Genomic DNA, 18,105 nt, shown 5'->3' with positions numbered 1-18,105 from the left:
TGGGCATGACGCATTTTTTCTGTCGCTGGCTGGCACACGCATGGGGGAGCCCCCGCAGACCCGAGGTGGTCTGCCATGAGGCACGCCCGCCCTGGGCCATCGACGAGTCCCAGTTCCTCACCCTCTGCACCCGTTGTGGCGACTGCTTCAAGGCGTGTCCCAACGGCCTCATCAAGCCCGTCGATCGCCCCGAATATGACGGCAGCCCCATCGCCGGTACCCCAGTGCTGGATCTCGCCTGTGGCCAGTGCAGCTATTGCGGCAGCTGCGCCAGAGCCTGCCCCACGGGCGCACTGGATCTCTGCCTCGGCCGCCAGGTGCAGACCCGGGTCAGGATAGAGGCGAGCTGCCAGGCCCGTCAGGGCTACTACTGCCTGCTGTGTGAAGATGCCTGCCCCCAGCAGGCGATCAAGGTCGGCAGCGAGGGAGTAACCGTCAACATGGCCGCCTGCGATGGCTGCGGCGCCTGCGGCCTCGCCTGTCTGCACGGAGCCATCACCCTTGTGCCCCAGCTCTGACCGCCGGCAATGACAGAGGGGCCCGCAGGCCCCTCTGTCATTCACCGTGGCATCATGCCATGGTCAGAATATTATCCTGCTCTATACCGAGAAGGTGGCACAGACGAGTGGGATCCCGCACCGCATCCGCCAAAGTGTACTCCCCCAGCACCTCCAGGAAGGCGTGCATGGCGCGGCGTAGAATGCCCTGGATGCGGCAGCCCCCGGAGAGACGGCAGTTTTCGCGCTTGCAGTCCACCGGGCAGAGCACGTGCTCCATGTCCATCACCACATCGCGCAGGTTGATGGAGACGGCGGCACGGCCGAGGCGGATGCCCCCATGCTTGCCACGCACCGTCTCGATGTAACCCTTGATGCCGAGCTGATGCACTATCTTGACCACGTGATTGCGGGAGATGGCGAAGGTGTCGGCCACTTCCGTGATGGTCGACAGGCGATCACCGGGCTGGATGGCCAGGAAGGTCAGGGTACGCAGGGCGTAGTCGGTAAATCGTGTCAGTTGCATGGTCGCACTTGCCTCTTACTACAAGCCAGAAATCAGGACGACAGCCGGTGGCCAAAGAGGGGGTCTGCACATGCGTGTGCACGGGATGGGCTTCTTCGACCGAGTCGTGAAGTCACAAGGGTAAGAGCAGCCCGGGCGGGTGTCGACGAAGATGTACATAAATCGACACTTTCTTTGATTGATCGCAAACTTGCCGCCTCGGCGAGGGGTTTTGGCGGTTTCCGTCGACAAATCCCCACCTCCTCTGCCATCGCCGGAGCCGTTGTCCGGCGAGTTCAGTGGGGCTATTTCAGCCAGTTGCGCAGCGCCTGGGAGGGGATGGAGCTCTCGGAAGCCACCGCGAAGGCGCCCCAGTCCACGGCGCACTGCAACGCATCGGCCATGGCCATGCCCCGCGCAAGACCGTGGATGAGGCCGCCCGCGAAGGCATCCCCCGCCCCCGTGGTATCCACCACGGAGACCGGTCGCGCCGCCACCCTGACCTGCTCCTCCCCGTGAATGGCCACGGCGCCCGCCTTGCCCTCGGTCAGCACCAGCCATTCGAGCTGATCCCCCGCGAGCTGGCGGGCATGCTGCCAGGGGTCGCTCACCTCGCCGAGATCGGAGCGGGAGGCCACCAGCACGTGGCAAGGGCGGCGGGCCTGCCCCCCCTTGGGATACTGGGCCACCACGAAACTCTTGGCGAGCATCTGGCGCATGTAGCCCACGATGGCGGTGCCCGGATAGTTCACATAGAGGCAGTCCACCCCTTCGGTCGGCAGGTCGCCGGGCAGATCCGGGCGACGTGGGCGCCTGAGGATGGTGCGCTCACCGGTGGCGTCCACCAGCACCAGCAGCTCGCCGGTCTCGCCGCCAAAGCGTTCCACATGGCTGCAATCCAGGCCGTATGAGGCCGCCTGATCCAGCAGCCAGTCACCAGTGTCGTCCAGCCCGACCCGGGAGGCAATGATCACCTCGTGCCCCGCCCACACCAATCCGATGCCGGTATTGGCGGCGCCGCCGCCGAGCCTGCGCCCCTGATCCACGTATTGCAGCCGCGCTCCCGCCACCAGGGGTTCGGCCAGGGAGAGCACATGATCACAGTTGAGATTGGCGAGCAGCAGGATGCGGGACATGGAAACCTCGGCGGGAGGAGGCCGGCACCCCGGGGTGCCGGCACAGAAACGGAAGCGGGATCAGTAGACGGGCAGCTCCACCCCTGACAGCAGCTCGTCGATACGTGCCTGGGTCGGCTGCTGCATCACGTTCTGGATCATCTCCTTGGTGAGATGGGGGGAGAAGGAGCTGATGAAGTCATACATGTAGTTCTGCAAGAGGATGCTCTTGCTGAAGCAGATCTGGGCCGGGCAAGGCTCGAACAGGTGCTCCAGATTGATGGCCACGAGGCCGGGGGCATCGCTATCGTTGGCAACCAGGGAGGAGATGATGCCGATGCCAAAGCCCAGCTCCACGTAGCGCTTGATGACGCCGGCATCCATCACCGTCATGTAGTAGTTGGGAGTGAGGCCGGCCGCCTGGAACACCTTGTCCTGCACCTGACGCCCGGTGGCGCCGCTCTCGTAGCTCAGGATGGGATACTGGCAGAGCTGCTCCAGGGTCGGCTTCTTCACCTTGGCCAGGGGGTGCTCCTGGGGCACCACCAGGGAGAGGGTCCAGAGGTAGGCGGGCAGTGCGATCAGCTCCTTGTCGAAGCCTATCTCGTGGGCCACGATGGAAAAATCCGAGTATCCCTTGCTGATCTGCTCCTTGGTGGCGGACATCACAGGATGCAGGTGGAACGAGATCTTGGGGTACTTTTTGGTGAAGTAGGTGACGCTTTTCGGCAGCAGGTAGCGGGCGATGGTGTGGGTGGTGTGGATGTTGAGGGTGCCCACGGTCGGATCCAGGTACTCCCGGGAGATGGCCTTGATCTTGCTCTCGATATTGAGCATGGCCTCGGCACACTTGATGATCTCCTCCCCCACCGGGGTGATCCGGTGCAGGTGCTTGCCGCGGCGCTCGAAGATGCGCACCCCCAGCTCGCTCTCCAGCAAGCCGATCTGCTTGCTCACCCCAGGCTGGCTGGTATAGAGCGCATCGGAGGCAACGGAGACGTTGAGATTGTGGTCCCGCACCGCGATCAGATACTTCAACTGCTGTAGTTTCAAGGTTGCCCCCTCACAGACTGACGCGGCGCTCGTCGATGGACCAGGCCGCCAAAAATGGCGGCCAGTGTATCATCCGGACTGGGCATATCGCCGCTTGATCCTTCATTTTGCTACAAAATCTAGCATCAGCGCGGTGGATATGACAAACGGGGTTCAGCGCACGTCGGCCCCGATCGGCAGGATGCCGAGGAACTGCAGCAGCCACTGCATCATGGTGGCGGAATCCACCTCCCCTTCCAGGGAAGAGAGACTGCTCTGGTAATGTGCATCGGGCAGCCTGTCCCGTCGCCGCTCGATCAGGGCCCGGTTGTACGCCACCGAGAATTCCGGGTGCCCCTGGATGGCGACGATGTGATCCCCCTGCAGGAACATGAAGTTGGGGCAGAAGTCGTTGCCCGCAAGCAGGGTCGCCCCCGGCGGAAGCTGCTCCACCTGATCCTGGTGGCTTGCCAGGATGCGGATGGTGTCCAGACCCGGCGCCATCCAGGGTTTTGTCGTCTGCATGGCATGGACCGACACCCCCAGCCCCCACCCCTTGGTGGACTTCATCACCTCCCCTCCCAGCGCCTGGGCGATCACCTGATGGCCGAAGCAGACCCCGGCCAGCTTGACGTTGGCATCGTGGGCCCGGCGGATCCAGTCGCGCAGCGCCAGGATCCAGGGGATGTCACTGTAGGCATCGTGACGCGAGCCGGTAATGAGCCAGGCATCGCATTCGGTCAGATCCGGGGGCAGATCGCCGTCGAGGGCGGACCAGACCCGAAATTCCAGCTCGGGGGCCAACGCCCGGAAACCCTTGATAAACATCTCGGAGTAAACGGGACCAAAATCCCCCACCAAATCGGGGTCCAGCCGGTCACAATCGAGAATACCCAGTCGCATCTGTTACTCCTTGACAGAAGCGCCCCCGCAAACCGGCGGCCTGCGGGGGCAAGAGATTAAAGCCATGGCAGCGAGCCGGTGGCTCACTTCATGGTCGGCATGGAGAACTCGGCGCCGGCGCGCAGGCTCTGGGGCCAGCGGGCGGTCACCGTCTTCATCCGGGTGTAGAAGCGCACCCCATCCGGCCCGTGCATGTTGAGCGGCCCGAAGATGGACCGTTTCCAGCCACCGAAGCTGTGAAACGCCATGGGCACCGGAATGGGAACGTTCACCCCTACCATACCGACCTGAACCCGCGTGGTGAAGTCCCTTGCGGTATCTCCGTCACCGGTGAAGATGGCGGTGCCGTTGCCGTACTCGTGTTCGTTGATGAGGCGCAGGGCCGTCTCGTAGTCCGGGGCCCGCACGATGGCGAGCACGGGGCCGAAGATCTCCTCCCGGTAGATGCGCATCTCGGGGCCGACCCGATCGAACAGGCTGCCCCCGATGAAGTAGCCCTCGCCATGGCTCAGGCCCCGGCCATCCACCACCAGCTCGGCCCCCTCGGCCACCCCCTGATCCACGTAGCCGCGCACCTTGGCCAGGTGTTCCCGGCTGATGAGGGGCCCCATCTCGTTCTCCGGACTCTGGCCGAGGCCGGGGCCGACCCGCAGGGCCGCCACCAAGGGCGAGAGCTTCGCCACCAGGGCATCGGCGGTCTCGTCACCCACCACCACGGCCACCGAGATCGCCATGCAACGCTCGCCCGCCGCGCCATAGGCGGCCCCCATCAGGGCGGAAACCGCCTGATCCAGATTGGCATCCGGCATGACCACCATGTGGTTCTTGGCGCCGCCCAGGGCCTGCACACGCTTGCCGTGGGCCGAGGCGGTGGCATAGATGTACTGGGCGATGGGGGTGGAGCCGACAAACGACACGGCACCGACCCTCGGGTCGGTCAGCAGCACGTCCACCACCTCCTTGTCGCCGTTGACCACGTTGAGCACCCCGTCCGGCAGGCCCGCCTGCTTGAGCAGTTCGGCCATGCGCAGGGAGAGGGACGGATCCTTCTCCGAGGGCTTGAGGATGAAGGTGTTGCCGCAGGCCAGGGCCACCGGGAACATCCAGAGCGGCACCATGGCTGGGAAGTTGAACGGGGTGATGCCGGCGCAGACCCCCACCGGCTGCATCATGGAGTGACTGTCCACCCCGCGGCCCACGTTGAGGGAGTGCTCCCCCTTGAGCAGGTGGGGAATGCCGCAGGCAAACTCCACCACCTCCAGCCCCCGAGTCAGCTCCCCCTGGGCGTCGGAGAAGACCTTGCCGTGCTCGCGGCTGATGAGCTGGGCCAGCTCATCCCTGTGCTGCTCCATCAGCTCCTTGAAGCGAAACAGCACCCGGGCCCGCACCAGCGGCGGGGTCTGGGACCACTCCCCAAAGGCGCGTTCGGCGCAGGCAATCGCCTCGGCACACTCATCGGCCGTGCTGAGAACGACGGAGCCCTGCTGCTGGCCGGTGGCCGGATTGAAGATGGCACCGAAACGCTCGCTGCGACTCTCGGTCGTCTCGCCGTCAATGAAGTTGTCGATCCTGTAACTCATAAATCCTCCGTGATGGGTCATCCGTCCTCCCCTCGCCGCGCCGGGGCAGCACAGGGGGATGACGCCCGGGACGAGCGCCATCCTGTGTGATGTGGGGGTCAGTCCTGGGCCTGCAGGGCGTCCTGCAGCAGGGTGAAGAGATCGTCGATCTGGCTGCGCTCGATGATGAGGGGAGGCGACAGGGCGATGATGTCGCCGGTCACCCGGATAAGCGCCCCCTTCTCGAAACAGCGCACGAACACCTCGTAGGCCCGCTTGCCCGGTGCATCCGGCATGGATTCGAGTTCGATGCCCGCCACCAGGCCGTAGTTGCGCACGTCTTTCACGTGCTTGCAGCCCTTGAGGGAATGGGCCGCCTCCTCCCAGTAGCCCGCCAGATCGGCCGCCCGGGTCAGCAGATTTTCGTTACGGTAGATCTCGAGGGTCGCCAGACCCGCCGCCGCCGCCACCGGGTGGCCGGAGTAGGTGTAGCCGTGGAACAGCTCGATGGCCCCCTTGCCCGCCGCCATCATGTCGTCATAGATATGGTTCTGCACCAGCACGGCCCCCATGGGGATGGCGCCGTTGGTGAGCCCCTTGGCGCAGGTGATCATGTCGGGGATGACGTCGAACTCTTGGGCGGCGAAGGGGGAACCGAGGCGGCCGAAACCGGTGATCACCTCGTCAAAAATCAGCAGGATGCCGTGTTTGGTACAGATCTCCCGCAGCCGCTTGAGATAGCCCTTGGGGGGCATGATGACCCCGGTGCTGCCGGCGATGGGCTCGACGATGACCGCCGCGATGTTGCTGGCGTCGTGCAGGAAGACGATCTTCTCCAGCTCGTCGGCCAGGCGGAGATCCTCCTCCGGCAGCCCCTTGGTGAAGGCATTCCTGGCGATGTCGAGGGTGTGGGGCAGATGATCCACCCCGGTCAGCAGGGAGCCGAACCACTTGCGGTTGCCGGGAATGCCCCCCACCGAGATGCCGCCAAAACCCACCCCGTGGTAGCCGCGCTCGCGGCCGATGAGCCGGGTACGGGTCCCCTGGCCGCGAGCCCGCTGCCAGGCCAGCGCAATCTTGAGCGCGGTGTCCACGGACTCCGATCCGGAGTTGGTATAGAAGACGTGACCGAATCCCTTGGGGGCGATCTCCACCAGCCGGTTGGCCAGCTCGAACGGCAGGGGGTGGCCCATCTGGAAGGTGGGGGCAAAATCGAGGTGGGAGATCTGCTGGGAGACCGCCTCGGCGATCTCGCGCCGACCATGGCCTGCGTTGCAACACCAGAGTCCGGCAGTGCCATCCAGTATCTTGCGGCCATCCTCTGAGTGATAATACATCCCCTCTGCCGACTTCAGGATGCGCGGCGCCGCCTTGAATTGCTGGTTGGCGGTGAACGGCATCCAGAATGCGGACATGTCGGGGGTATTGATGTCGCTGACAGGTTTCATGGTCACCTCATCCTTAAGGCGTTTAGTAACACCCGGCTCATGCCTATTAAATTAAACACCTGAATCCATAAAAAAGGGCTTTTATCGCCCGGCTTGGTGTCACCCCTCAGGGGTGGTATAAGATATTTAACACAATTTTAATAATAGTAAACAGTCAAGGAGTGTCTATCGATGGATATCGGTCACCGCCTCAAAACGGTTCGCACCAAGGCGGCCCTCTCCCAGCGCGAGCTGGCAAAACGCTCCGGTGTGACCAACGGCTTTATCTCCCAGATCGAGAAAAATCAGGTGAGCCCCTCGGTGGCCTCCCTGCGCAAGGTGCTGGAAGGCATCCCCATGTCATTGGCCAGCTTCTTCACCGACGAGACGGAGATGGATTCCGAGGTGATCTTCCGTGCGGACGACATGCCGGATCTCGGCACCCACCCCATCAGCTACCGTCTGGTGGGTCACAGCCGCGCCAACCGCGCCATCGGCATGATGCAGGAGATACTGCCCCCGGGCGCCGACACCGGTGATGACATGCTGAGTCACGAAGGGGAAGAGTGCGGCATCGTCATCCGGGGTCAGGTGGAAGTCACGGTAGGCGAGCAGGTTCACCTGCTGGCACCGGGGGATGGCTACTACTTCGACAGCCGCACTCCCCACCGTTTTCGCAACGTGGGGGATCAGGAGTGCGTGCTGATCTCGGCCAACACGCCCGCCAGCTTCTGACGGGCCTTCTCCCGGAACAGCCCGCCGGGCTCCCCCCTGCCCGGGGATCAGGCCAGCGACACGGGCTCCCGCCACGCCGCACGGCCCCCGACACCACAAGCCAGGGCGCCCGGTTTGCCTCGCCGTTGGCCCGGGTTGTTCGGGGTCAGTGTTTAATGAATTGTTACAAGATGGATTTACAAGCGGCAGGATGTTTAGCATATTGATACGCGGAGACTGACTTTCTGCCGGTTCAAGGAGTGAACATGAGTGACCTGACCCTGGCCCAGTGGCAACACAAGGCCGCCCATCTGACCCTGCCCTCGCAAGCCTTTATCGACGGCACCTACCGGGATGCCGTCAACGGCGCCACCTTCGATTGCATCAATCCGGCCAACGGCCAACTGCTGACCAGGGTCGCCTCCTGCGACGCCGCCGATGCCGAGCTGGCGGTCAAGGCGGCCCGTGTCGCCTTCGACGACAAGCGCTGGTGCGGCCTCTCTCCCAAGCAGCGCAAGCTCATCATGCAGCGCTTCGCCGAACTGATGCGCCTGAACCTGGTGGAGCTGGCACTGCTGGAGTCGCTGGATATGGGCAAGCCCATCGGCGACGCCATGGGGTATGACGCCCCCGCCGCCGCGAACTGCATCGCCTGGAACGCCGAGGCGATAGACAAGATCTACGATCAGGTCGCCCCGGTGGAAGAGTCCGCCCTGGCCCTGGTGACCCGCGAGCCCCTCGGTGTCGTGGCTGCCATCGTGCCCTGGAACTTCCCCCTGGTGATGGCCTGCTGGAAGCTGGGCCCGGCGCTCGCCACCGGCAACTCGGTGATCCTCAAACCCTCCGAGAAATCCCCCCTCACCGCCCTGCGCATCGCGGGTCTGGCGAAGGAGGCGGGCATCCCCGACGGCGTGTTCAACGTGCTGCCGGGCTTTGGTCACACCGTGGGCGAGGCGCTGGCCATGCACATGGACGTCGACTGCATCACCTTCACCGGCTCCACCAAGATCGGCAAGCATCTGGTGCAGTGCTCCGGCAAGTCCAACCTCAAGCGCGCTTTTATGGAGTGCGGCGGCAAGAGCCCCAACATCGTGCTGGCGGATGCACCGGATCTGGATGCCGCCGCCAGAAGCGCCGTCGGCGCCATCTTCTACAACCAGGGCGAGGTGTGTACCGCCGCCTCCCGCCTGCTGGTGCAAAACAGCATCAAGCCCCAGTTCATGGAGCGGCTGCTGGCCCACGCCCGCGAATGGATCTCGGCCAACCCGCTCGACCCCACCACCCGCATCGGTGCCATGGTGGACCACATCCAGATGGAGCAGGTGCTCAACTACATCGCCATCGGCCAGCAGGAGGGCGCCAAGCTGCTGCTGGGAGGCAAGCGCACCCAGCCCGAGGAGGGCGGCTACTACATCGAACCCACCATCTTTGACGACGTGACCCCGACGATGCGCATCTTCCGCGAGGAGATATTCGGCCCCGTGCTGGCGGTGACCGGCTTCGACACCCTGGAAGAGGCCATTGCGCTGGGCAACGACACCGACTACGGCCTGGCGGCCGCCATCTGGACGGCGGATCTCAACCAGGCGGTGAAAGGGTCGCGCGCCCTGCGCGCCGGCACCGTCTTCGTCAACAACTGGGATGGCGGCGACATGACCATGCCGTTTGGCGGTTTCAAGCAGTCCGGCAACGGGCGCGACAAGTCCCTGCACGCCCTGGAGAAGTACACCGAGCTGAAAAGCACCTGGATCCAGCTCGAATAACGTCATAAATGACGCTTATCAACAAAACAGGGGGAGAAATCCCCCTTTCTCATTTTTACTCTTTTATCCCCTCGCTCAATCGATATAATCGTCAAATAGCAAGCCATTAAATTTAAAGATAAAAATGCTGTTTTTTCTGGGAAGTGTACTGTTTCTGGTGGTGGGACTGCCGCTGTTGTTCTTCGTGCTGGGTCAGGGGGAAGCCTATGTCACCTGGGGCCCCTGGATCTCCGCCATCGCCCTCATGCTGTGGCTGCTGATGGACGTGGAGAAGATCCGCCGCGGGGGCGGTCGCTGAAGTCGCTCCTGCTGTTAAAATCCCGTCAGACCCATTTATTGTCTTCTTTCCCTGCAAAAGGATCGCTACACTGACTTTTTGCGATGTTTCCCGACATCAGCACTCCAGTGAAGGTTATCCGCATGCAACAACAGATCCAGCGCCAGGGCGTCCTCTATGCCCTCGGCGCCTACACCCTTTGGGGCCTGGCACCCATCTACTTCAAGTCCCTCTCCGCCGTGCCGGCCGCCGAGATCCTGACCCACCGCATGATCTGGTCCTGCGCCCTGCTGATGGTGCTGGTGCTGCTCGGACGCCAGTGGCACAAGGTGCAGGCGGTGCTGCGCCAGCCCAAGGTGCTGCTCACCCTGGCCTTCACCTCCGTCACCGTCGGCGGCAACTGGCTGCTGTTCATCTGGGCCATCAACAATGGCCACATGCTGGATGCGAGCCTGGGCTACTACATCAACCCCCTGTTCAACGTGCTGCTCGGCATGGTGTTTCTGAGCGAGAAGCTGCGCCGCCTGCAGTGGTGGGCGGTGGGGCTCGCCTTTGTCGGTGTTGCCGTCCAGCTCATCGCCTTCGGCTCCCTGCCCTGGATAGCCCTGGTGCTGGCCTCGAGCTTCGCCATCTATGGCCTCATTCGCAAGAAGCTGGCCCTGGACGCGCTGACCGGCCTGCTCATCGAGACCCTGATCATGCTGCCGCCGGCCGCCTTCTATCTGTGGGGCATCGCCGACAGCCCCACCAGCCACCTCACGCAAAACGACTGGCACCTGAACCTGCTGCTCATCGCCGCCGGTGCCGTCACCACGGCGCCCCTGCTCTGCTTCACCGCGGCGGCCACCCGGCTCAAGCTCTCCACCCTGGGCTTCTTCCAGTACATAGGCCCCAGCCTGATGTTCATCCTGGCGGTGACCCTGTACGGGGAGGCGCTGGCGCTGGACAAGATGATCACCTTCGGCTGCATCTGGAGCGCCCTGGTGCTGTTCAGCCTGGATGGCCTGCGCAGCGGCAAGCGGCGCCAGGAGGCCGGCTGAGGCGCCGGCGCAATAATCTACAAGCCAAGGGGCCGCTTTCGGGGTATCAATAGGGGATGAACGCACCCCAATCCCGCATCCACTACTGGCAATCCCGGCTGCTGCCGGGGGTTGAACTCTCCCACTCCCACCACAGGGAGTTCAGCTATGGCCGCCACGTGCATCTGGACTACCACATCGGTCTGGTGCAGCGGGGCGGCCAGAAGTTCATCCACAAGGGGAACAGCCACAACCTGGTGCGCGGCGAACTCTCCACCGTCAACCCGGACGAGATGCACGACGGCCTCAGCTTGCTGCCGAAAGGGTACGAGGTGCGGGTCTTCTCCATCGCCCCCGAGCAGCTGGCCCGCTGGCTGCCGGAACACCCCGAGCCCTTTTTCCACCAGGGATTGCAGAGCCGCCCCGACCTCTATCAGGGCTTTGCCCGCCTGCACATGCACCTGGACGGCCCCGCCCCCGACGGCCTGCTGGCGGAGAGCCAGTTGCTGGCCCTGCTGGGTGAACTGTTCCGGCTCGCCCCCGAGCGCCACGCCCTGGCGGATCCCCAGCTCAGGTTCCTGCGCGACCATCTGCTGGCCCGGCTGGACGAGCGCCACACCCTGGAGGACCTGGCCGCCCTGTTCGGGCTGGATCGCTTCGCCTTCCTCCGTCAGTTCAAGAAGAAGACCGGCATGACCCCCTATGCCTGGCTCAAGCGGCTGCGCCTCGAACAGGGCAAGCGCCTGCTCGGCAGCGGTCTGCCGGTGAGCGAGGTGGCACTGGCGGTGGGCTTCTTCGATCAGAGCCACTTCCACCACGGTTTTCGTCAAGCCTTCGGGCTCACCCCGGCGGAGTATCGCCAGCAGATGCTGCCCGCCTGAATCACCGCCGCTGCAATCTTTTACAATCTCCCGTCCCCCGTCCTGCCCCATGCTGTCGCCTCCATACCGCTGTCGGAGGTCTTTTATGTTCACCAGCCTGTTTCTGACCCTGGGTCTCGTCCACCTCGTCGCCCTGGCGAGCCCGGGCCCGGATTTCGCACTCATCCTGCGCACCAGCCTGCACAGGCCCACCGCCCTCGGAGCGGCCCTTGGCATCGCCCTCGCCATCCTGCTCCACGCCACCCTGAGCCTGACCGGCATCAGCCTGCTGATCGCAAGCCAGCCCTGGCTCTTTCTCGCCGTGAAACTGGTGGGTGCCCTCTATCTGGGCTGGCTGGGCTGGGGGGCGCTGAAGGCGGCCTGGCAGGGAAGCGGGGATCTGGCGCTGCGCGCCGGAGGCGAGCGGCCGGGCTGGCGCAAGGGGGTGAAGAGCGGGCTGGCCACCAATCTGCTCAACCCCAAGGCGATGCTGTTCTTCATGGGGCTGCTGGCCGCCATGGTGACGCCCCAGGTGGATGGCCTGACCCGGGGCTTGCTGATCCTGGAGCTGTTCCTGCTCTCCCTCGTCTGGTTCAGCGCCCTGGCCTGGAGCCTCTCCACCCCCCGCGCCCAGCACCTGCTCGGCCGCATCCAGCGCCCGCTCAACCTGATGACGGGCCTGCTGTTTGGCGCGGTCAGCCTCTCCATCCTGGTGGATCTGCAGGGGCACTGGCCAGCGACCTGACCGGCACGTCCTTTAAGGCGGCAAGCAGGGAGGGGCCTTGACGGACGGCGTGACTACTCCCCGCGCCGCATCCCCTTGCGCAGGTAGACGTAACCCTCCCCCGGGCTGCCCCAGCGCTGATGGGCGCCGTTGTCATAGGCCCTGTCCAGCAGCCGGACACTGTCCGGGCCGATCCAGAGGTACTGCACCAGGGTGGTGGCACCGCCAAAATCGGTGGCGCAATGCCCGACCCGGGTCTGTCCCTTGTACTCCCCGCCCGGCTGGCGGGTCAGCCAGATCTCGCACCCTTCGCGCAGGGAGAGTTGCTGCGGGGTGAGGGAGTCGAGCAGCTCGGGCCGACGCCAGGCGCCGGCAAAATCCGTGGCCCTCGGCATGGTCAGTTCGGCCATCAGGATGCGGCCATCGGGCAGGGAGGAGAAGCGGTAGATGCGCTGGCGAAACGGCCGCTGCGCCCGCTCGGTCAGAAACTGCTCCGCATAGACCCAGCGAAAGGGGCCCTCCCCGGGCCAGATCTCCACCAGCCGCAGCTCGGCACTGGTGAAGCGGGCATCGAAGGTGGCCTGCTCCTGGCTGGAAAACTCCCCCGAGAACCAGGAGAGCAGGGGCTCCAGCCTTGCCTGCGTGGCATGGGGGCCGGGGGCCGTCACGAAGGGGACGGGCGCCGCCCAGATCAGGCTGGCGTAAAACAGCCCCAGTAGGGCCGCCATCAGCTGTGTCATCGAGTCCTTCCGAGTCGCTTGCATGGCGGCGATTATATGAGCGAACGGTGACAATAACCTCTATCTTGATCAACTCCTTGAAGAGAAAACGAAAAATCCTCTCTGCAGGCGAAAGGAGGCGACGCACCCCCGCAGGCCACGGGGATGACGGCTATCCTTGCTGCGACCCGTCCCTGTTGCCGCCAAGAGGAGTCCCCCATGAACACAGTCACTCTGCATCGCGTACTCAAGGCCCCGCCGATGCGGGTATACAGAGCCTTTATCGAGCCGGACGCCCTGGCCAAATGGCTGCCGCCCCATGGCTTCACCTGCAAGGTGGCGGCGCTGGATGCCCGGGTCGGCGGCCAGTTCAGGATGTCGTTCACCCACTTCGCCAGCGGCCACACCCACTCCTTCGGCGGCGAGTATCTCGCGCTGGAGCCGGGCAAGCGCATCCGCTACACCGACCGCTTCGACGACCCCAACCTGCCGGGGGAGATGCAGGTCACCATCACCCTCACCCAGGTGCTGTGCGGCACCGATCTCGCCATCGAACAGGCGGGTATTCCGGCGGTCATCCCGGTGGAGATGTGCTACCTCGGCTGGCAGGAGTCCCTGATGCAGCTCGCCACCCTGGTAGAGCCCGAGATCCCCGCCGAGTGACCCGACACGGGGGCTCCCCCGGTGGCCCCCACATAGATACCCCTTGTGAGAGAGGGGCCTGATCAGGTATCTCTGTGGGCAGGGCGGGCTGCGCTCTTGCAGCGACCATCCACCGCCAGGAGCCCCCATGAAACGAGTCTTGATGATGACCATGGCCGCCGCCCTGCTGGGCGGGTGCAGGCGGCCATCACCAACTTCGACCTGACCCGGCCCGACCCCAAGCTGCGGGATCTGCTGCCCGCCAAGATCGCCATCAACGTCACCCGCGAGGTAATAGGCAAGGAGCCCTATCTGCTCAAGGTGGGCAGCATGGCACAGTTGCTCGACGCCCAGAGCGGCAAGCTGCTGGTGCGGGTGATGGACGCTCGCGAGAGCCCGGACACCACCCACAAGGATTCCCCCATCACCGCCCTGGAGATGGAGAAAATGATCGATCAGTGGGCCGCAAGCCGCGCCAAACAACTGGCCGACAACCTGGGGCGCTGAGCCGGGCCGAAAACGACAAAGCCTGCCAGGGGGCAGGCTTTGTTGTCGCTGAAGCGCGGTTTATTGCAGGTTCAGACCGCCCAGGTAATCCCGCTTGCCCAGATCCACCCCGGCCTGGCGCAGCAGGGCATAGGTCATGGTGAGGTGGAAGTAGAAGTTCGGGATGCCGTACTCATGCACGCAGCTATGGCCGTCCATCCCCTTGCCACCGGCCCAGTAGGGGTAGTAGTGGCCGCTCGCATACTGGCTGAAATCCGCCTCCAGCTTGCCTTGCAGGTAGGCGATGGTCTTGGCCACGTGGGCGCGCAGATCCGCCATGGTCTTGGGATCATCCCCCAGCACCGGCGGCTCGCTCAGGCTGGCGGTGGCCACCACGGCGCGGGCGCTGTCACAGCAGATCAGCACCTGCTTGCTCAGGGGCAGCATGTCGACGATGAGGCGCTCATTGAAGAAGTTGTCCACGTTGAATTTCTTTGCCTCGGCGTGGGCCTCGGCCTTGGCCAGACACTGGTCCAGGTTGGTCAGCATCTTGATGAACTGGGCTGCGATATCACGATTCATAATGCACTCTCGGTTGGTTGAAGGCAGTAAAACGAGCGGCTCCACTATAGCGCATCCCCCTTGCAGTTCGAGCCCGAGGGGATGAAAAGCGAGGGCGTCCTCCTTGCCCTGCGACAGGCAGTGGCGATCACCGGCGGGCAGCGAGACCAGAACGCCGCGCCCCGTCGCCGCCCCGAGTCCCTCTTTCCCCTTTTTTTGATCTGTGACAGGCATCTCGTTTTTCGAGGGGCGTAGTCTGGAGCCCGTTGCCCCGGCACGGGCCGGGGCACCCATCCCACAAGGAGAATGCCATGAAGATCTACGATCGAAACCGCAATGTGCTGACCCTGGGCCAACGGGTAATGATTGCCGCCACCGGCGCGGTCGACACCCTCAAGGAGGCGCACACCGACAACCTGACCCCCTATGAGGCGGAACATGAGAAGTGCGTGCTGCTGACGAACAGCCAGGAGCGCTACGCCCCCATCGAGTTGATTAGACTAGGCTGATCCCGTTTTCCGTCACCCTACTCTTTACAATTCACCCGGCCGCACGCCCCGTCGCTGGCCGGGTTTCTCTCTCCGCTCTACTCCTTCTCCGAGCCGCTGCCACCTTATGAGGGCGAGGCGATGCAGCTTGCCGGTATCCAGCCTGATTGCCCCGCTTCGTTGTGAACCCAGAGCCAGCCTGCCAGCTCCCGATCCACCCGTACCCGCTCCCCCACCGCCACATCCAGCTCCCGGGCGGTATAGTCCTGGCGCGCCTGCGCCTCCCCGGCGCCGATCGGGGTCAGCAGGGACAGGGGCGCCCACCCCTCGTTGCCGTCTGCGGTAAAGGTGCGCACCCAGCCCGGAAACTCGTCGTCCTCGTGGCCGATGCGCACCCGCTCTCCGGCCCGAAAGGCGATGGGATTGGGGTAGCAGGTGTGGTGCGCCGTGGTGATCAACGCCAGCATTGTCTCGTCCTCCGACAGGTTCTGTTTGATGACGCCCCGAGTCATACCACAACCCGGGCCCCGTTGCGTCAACCGGGCTCACACCCTCTGGCAGAGGGTGCTCTCCCCCGGGGCGGGCCGACGACCCTGATCCCCACGATTCATTACTATCAGTGAATTTTCATATCATCCGAGTGTCATTTCAGTGAACACATCACCGCCCTAGACTGCTTCTCGAACCTTAACGAGGAGTCTTGTATGAAACTCACCCATATCCCGTTGCTGGCCGGCACCCTCGCCTCGGCCTTCTCTTTCAACACCTTCGCCGGTGACCTGGTCTCGGTGCAGTTCAGCGATGGCCGCCCCGCCGTGACCGGGGTCGAGGCGGTCAACAACGCACTCAACCCCATCGGCGTCAACGTGGTCACCGTCGACATTCCCGAGGCCGCCAGGCCGCTGCTTGAAGCCTCCCACCGCCGCGCGTTGACCAAAGCGGAGCACGGCGCCCTGATTGCGGCCTTCAACCTGAGTCAGGGGGAGCTGCTGGAGCAGGCCAGGCTCGCAGGGCGCGAGCCTGCGGTGCAAGGGGGCGGCGTCGCCACCGAGGAGACCGGCGTCGGCCCCTACCCCAAGGTCTATGACCTGATGGCGCTGGACGAGCGCACCCGCAGCGCCGTGCTCGGCAAATATGGCCGCATGCACGTCAACTCCGCCGAGGACGGCACCGACATCGACGAGGTGATGACGGTGGTCAGCGGCGGCCCGTTCCGCTGGGGCTTTACCCTCAAAGACGGCAGCATCGCCCGCTTCCAGATAGACAAGGTGGGCCTGGAGGACAAGGCCGTGCGGATCAGCTATCACGGGCTCGGCATGCACGCCGGGTTGATGGATGCAAAACAGGGGCTGTTGGTGGCCTTCGCCCACGGCCCCAGGGCATTCACCATGCGCTACCAGGCGGACGTGCCCCACGCCCAGCTGCTTGGCACCAACCCCTGGGCCGATGTCGGCATCACCCTGCCCCCCGCCCCCGGCAAGGTGCAGTAAGCCGGTGCGTGCCATCTGGCGGCGGGGCCCGGGCCCTGCCGCCTGCTTTTATGCCTGCCGTCACGGGCCGGGGTGCCCGGGGCTCATCGCCTCTCTTTCACCTGCGTCTCTGCCGGGCCCGTCACGGGCCGCAGGGCCATGATCCGGGCCGGTCTGCCACGGGCCACTCTCTGTCTGGGGGGGATGGGGGGTGGACACCCCGGGGATCCGCACTATTGTGATAAAAGTGCGCAATGATGGCGCCATCATTTACCAGTAGTGAATTAACGGGGGCAGGATGAACAAGATCACGGCGCTGAACGTCTTTCGCCGGGTGGTGGAAATGGGCACCTTCAGGGCGGCGGCGGACGACCTGCGCCTCTCACAGGCGGCGGTCAGCAAGAACATCAACGAGCTGGAAGCCTTTCTCGGCATTGCGTTGATCAACCGCACCACAAGGCGGCTGAGCGTCACCGAATCGGGCATGGCCTATTACGGCCAGATATGCGCCGTGCTGGACAGCCTGGAGGCCGCCGACCAGTCCATCATGGCCGCCTCCTTCACCCCCAGGGGCAGGCTGAGGATCGGCATGCCCATGTCCTACGGGCTGATCCGCCTCAACCCCCTTGTCTGCGAATTCCAGCGCCGCTATCCGGAGATCGGCATCGAGGTGATCCTGAGCGACGCCTACATGGATCTGGTGGATCAGGGGCTGGACGTGGTGATCCGGGGGGCAGGCACCCTGGAGGACTCCACCCTGCGCGCCAAACCCCTGTGCGAGGTGCAGCGGGTGCTCTGCGCCGCCCCCGATTACCTGAAGGAGGCGGGCCAACCCGCCCACCCGGCGGATCTCAAGGGCCACAACTGCCTGCGCTACAGCCTCTCCTCCTCCCCCAACAAGTGGTTCTTCACCCGGGACGCGGAGAGCGTGGCAGTGGAGCTGCCCCCCGCCAGCTTCTGCGCCAACAACGGCATCGCCCTGAAACAGGCGGCGGTGCAGGGGCTCGGGGTGATCCTGGTACCGGATGAGTTCGTGTCGAACGACCTGTCGGACGGCACCCTAGTCAGATTGCTCCCCGACTGGCAACCCGACCCCCACGCCCTGTTCGCCGTCTACCCCTTCCACAAGGAGCAGTCCCGCAACGTGCGGCTCTTTATCGAATTTCTCGTCAAGGCGTTTCAGCCGAGGTAAGTCAGACAGGCGGGAGCTTGGGGTTTGTGCCTCTCGGCCACGATACCGATAACCCATCTTATGCGGCGTGTAGGTTCGATTAGCAAAGCGTAATCGGACGATCGCGTCATCGGACAATCGAACGATCGCGTCACCGGTCCATCCCATCATCTG

General features: G+C 64.3%; 20 protein-coding genes and 1 pseudogene. 12 read left to right on the top strand and 9 right to left on the bottom strand.

Annotated elements, in window-relative coordinates; all coding sequences use genetic code 11:
• Positions 1–5 precede the first annotated feature (5 nt).
• Positions 6–518, top strand: a complete 513-nt coding sequence (locus J9889_RS08760; protein ID WP_210556409.1) for a ferredoxin-type protein NapF — start codon at positions 6–8, stop codon at positions 516–518.
• A gap of 52 nt (positions 519–570) precedes the next feature.
• On the opposite strand, the gene J9889_RS08755 is transcribed toward J9889_RS08760, so the two are convergent.
• The 6 genes from J9889_RS08755 to J9889_RS08730 all read right to left on the bottom strand — a co-directional run bounded on the left by J9889_RS08755 (position 571) and on the right by J9889_RS08730 (position 7,059).
• Positions 571–1,023, bottom strand: a complete 453-nt coding sequence (locus J9889_RS08755; RefSeq protein ID WP_010672499.1) for an Rrf2 family transcriptional regulator — start codon at positions 1,021–1,023, stop codon at positions 571–573.
• Positions 1,024–1,307: 284 nt separating this feature from the next.
• Positions 1,308–2,138 (bottom strand): PfkB family carbohydrate kinase, encoded by an 831-nt coding sequence (locus tag J9889_RS08750; protein ID WP_210556407.1) that lies wholly within the window; start codon positions 2,136–2,138, stop codon positions 1,308–1,310.
• A gap of 60 nt (positions 2,139–2,198) precedes the next feature.
• Entirely contained in the window at positions 2,199–3,170 is a 972-nt protein-coding gene (locus J9889_RS08745; protein ID WP_029313477.1) for a LysR substrate-binding domain-containing protein, read from the bottom strand.
• 153 nt (positions 3,171–3,323) lie between these two features.
• Positions 3,324–4,052 (bottom strand): glutamine amidotransferase, encoded by a 729-nt coding sequence (locus tag J9889_RS08740; protein ID WP_042882239.1) that lies wholly within the window; start codon positions 4,050–4,052, stop codon positions 3,324–3,326.
• 83 nt (positions 4,053–4,135) lie between these two features.
• Positions 4,136–5,632 (bottom strand): CoA-acylating methylmalonate-semialdehyde dehydrogenase, encoded by a 1,497-nt coding sequence (locus J9889_RS08735; RefSeq protein ID WP_039039524.1) that lies wholly within the window; start codon positions 5,630–5,632, stop codon positions 4,136–4,138.
• 98 nt (positions 5,633–5,730) lie between these two features.
• Complete coding sequence (locus J9889_RS08730) at positions 5,731–7,059, bottom strand: aspartate aminotransferase family protein (RefSeq protein WP_210556405.1); 1,329 nt, start codon at positions 7,057–7,059, stop codon at positions 5,731–5,733.
• Positions 7,060–7,230: 171 nt separating this feature from the next.
• Between J9889_RS08730 and J9889_RS08725 the strand changes: the two genes are divergently transcribed.
• The 6 genes from J9889_RS08725 to J9889_RS08700 all read left to right on the top strand — a co-directional run bounded on the left by J9889_RS08725 (position 7,231) and on the right by J9889_RS08700 (position 12,416).
• On the top strand, positions 7,231–7,773 hold the full coding sequence (locus tag J9889_RS08725; protein WP_041212150.1) for a cupin domain-containing protein: 543 nt from the start codon (positions 7,231–7,233) through the stop codon (positions 7,771–7,773).
• Positions 7,774–8,018: 245 nt separating this feature from the next.
• Positions 8,019–9,515 (top strand): aldehyde dehydrogenase, encoded by a 1,497-nt coding sequence (locus J9889_RS08720; protein WP_210556403.1) that lies wholly within the window; start codon positions 8,019–8,021, stop codon positions 9,513–9,515.
• Between the two features lie 124 nt (positions 9,516–9,639).
• Positions 9,640–9,813 carry a hypothetical protein gene (locus J9889_RS08715; RefSeq protein ID WP_010672491.1) on the top strand — a complete coding sequence of 58 codons (174 nt, stop codon included), beginning with the start codon at positions 9,640–9,642 and terminating at the stop codon, positions 9,811–9,813.
• A 122-nt stretch (positions 9,814–9,935) separates the two neighbouring features.
• Positions 9,936–10,832 carry an EamA family transporter RarD gene (rarD, locus tag J9889_RS08710; RefSeq protein WP_010672490.1) on the top strand — a complete coding sequence of 299 codons (897 nt, stop codon included), beginning with the start codon at positions 9,936–9,938 and terminating at the stop codon, positions 10,830–10,832.
• Positions 10,833–10,888: 56 nt separating this feature from the next.
• On the top strand, positions 10,889–11,692 hold the full coding sequence (locus J9889_RS08705) for an AraC family transcriptional regulator (protein WP_210556401.1): 804 nt from the start codon (positions 10,889–10,891) through the stop codon (positions 11,690–11,692).
• Between the two features lie 85 nt (positions 11,693–11,777).
• Positions 11,778–12,416, top strand: a complete 639-nt coding sequence (locus tag J9889_RS08700; RefSeq protein ID WP_103244062.1) for a LysE family transporter — start codon at positions 11,778–11,780, stop codon at positions 12,414–12,416.
• A 53-nt stretch (positions 12,417–12,469) separates the two neighbouring features.
• Here the strand turns inward: J9889_RS08700 and J9889_RS08695 are convergent, their stop codons facing one another.
• Positions 12,470–13,135: a chromophore lyase CpcT/CpeT gene (locus J9889_RS08695; RefSeq protein ID WP_182976170.1), complete on the bottom strand. Its 666-nt coding sequence runs from the start codon at positions 13,133–13,135 to the stop codon at positions 12,470–12,472.
• Positions 13,136–13,333: 198 nt separating this feature from the next.
• Between J9889_RS08695 and J9889_RS08690 the strand changes: the two genes are divergently transcribed.
• A complete protein-coding gene (locus J9889_RS08690) occupies positions 13,334–13,777 on the top strand; it encodes an SRPBCC family protein (RefSeq protein ID WP_210556399.1) in 444 nt (147 codons plus the stop codon).
• 171 nt (positions 13,778–13,948) lie between these two features.
• Positions 13,949–14,263 (top strand): annotated as a pseudogene (locus J9889_RS08685) (DUF3313 family protein); the annotation flags it as partial.
• Between the two features lie 60 nt (positions 14,264–14,323).
• Here the strand turns inward: J9889_RS08685 and J9889_RS08680 are convergent.
• The gene (locus J9889_RS08680; protein ID WP_039039533.1) at positions 14,324–14,824 is read right to left on the bottom strand and encodes a DUF1993 domain-containing protein; all 501 of its coding nucleotides are present in this window, start codon (positions 14,822–14,824) and stop codon (positions 14,324–14,326) included.
• 290 nt (positions 14,825–15,114) lie between these two features.
• On the opposite strand from J9889_RS08680, the gene ydfZ reads away from it, so the two are divergent.
• Positions 15,115–15,312: a putative selenium delivery protein YdfZ gene (gene ydfZ / locus J9889_RS08675; protein ID WP_010672483.1), complete on the top strand. Its 198-nt coding sequence runs from the start codon at positions 15,115–15,117 to the stop codon at positions 15,310–15,312.
• 104 nt (positions 15,313–15,416) lie between these two features.
• Here ydfZ and J9889_RS08670 read toward each other — a convergent pair whose 3' ends face one another.
• Positions 15,417–15,758: an SH3 domain-containing protein gene (locus J9889_RS08670; RefSeq protein ID WP_042864616.1), complete on the bottom strand. Its 342-nt coding sequence runs from the start codon at positions 15,756–15,758 to the stop codon at positions 15,417–15,419.
• A 237-nt stretch (positions 15,759–15,995) separates the two neighbouring features.
• On the opposite strand from J9889_RS08670, the gene J9889_RS08665 reads away from it, so the two are divergent.
• Complete coding sequence (locus J9889_RS08665; RefSeq protein ID WP_104452049.1) at positions 15,996–16,781, top strand: hypothetical protein; 786 nt, start codon at positions 15,996–15,998, stop codon at positions 16,779–16,781.
• Between the two features lie 277 nt (positions 16,782–17,058).
• Positions 17,059–17,952 (top strand): LysR family transcriptional regulator, encoded by an 894-nt coding sequence (locus tag J9889_RS08660; protein WP_104452050.1) that lies wholly within the window; start codon positions 17,059–17,061, stop codon positions 17,950–17,952.
• The last annotated feature ends 153 nt before the right edge of the window (positions 17,953–18,105 follow it).

Source organism: Aeromonas sp. PrichA-15 (assembly GCF_017939245.1).
Lineage (GTDB): Bacteria > Pseudomonadota > Gammaproteobacteria > Enterobacterales > Aeromonadaceae > Aeromonas > Aeromonas caviae.
The sequence above is the reverse complement of the archived record's forward strand: the minus strand, read 5'-3'. Positions and strand labels throughout refer to the sequence as shown.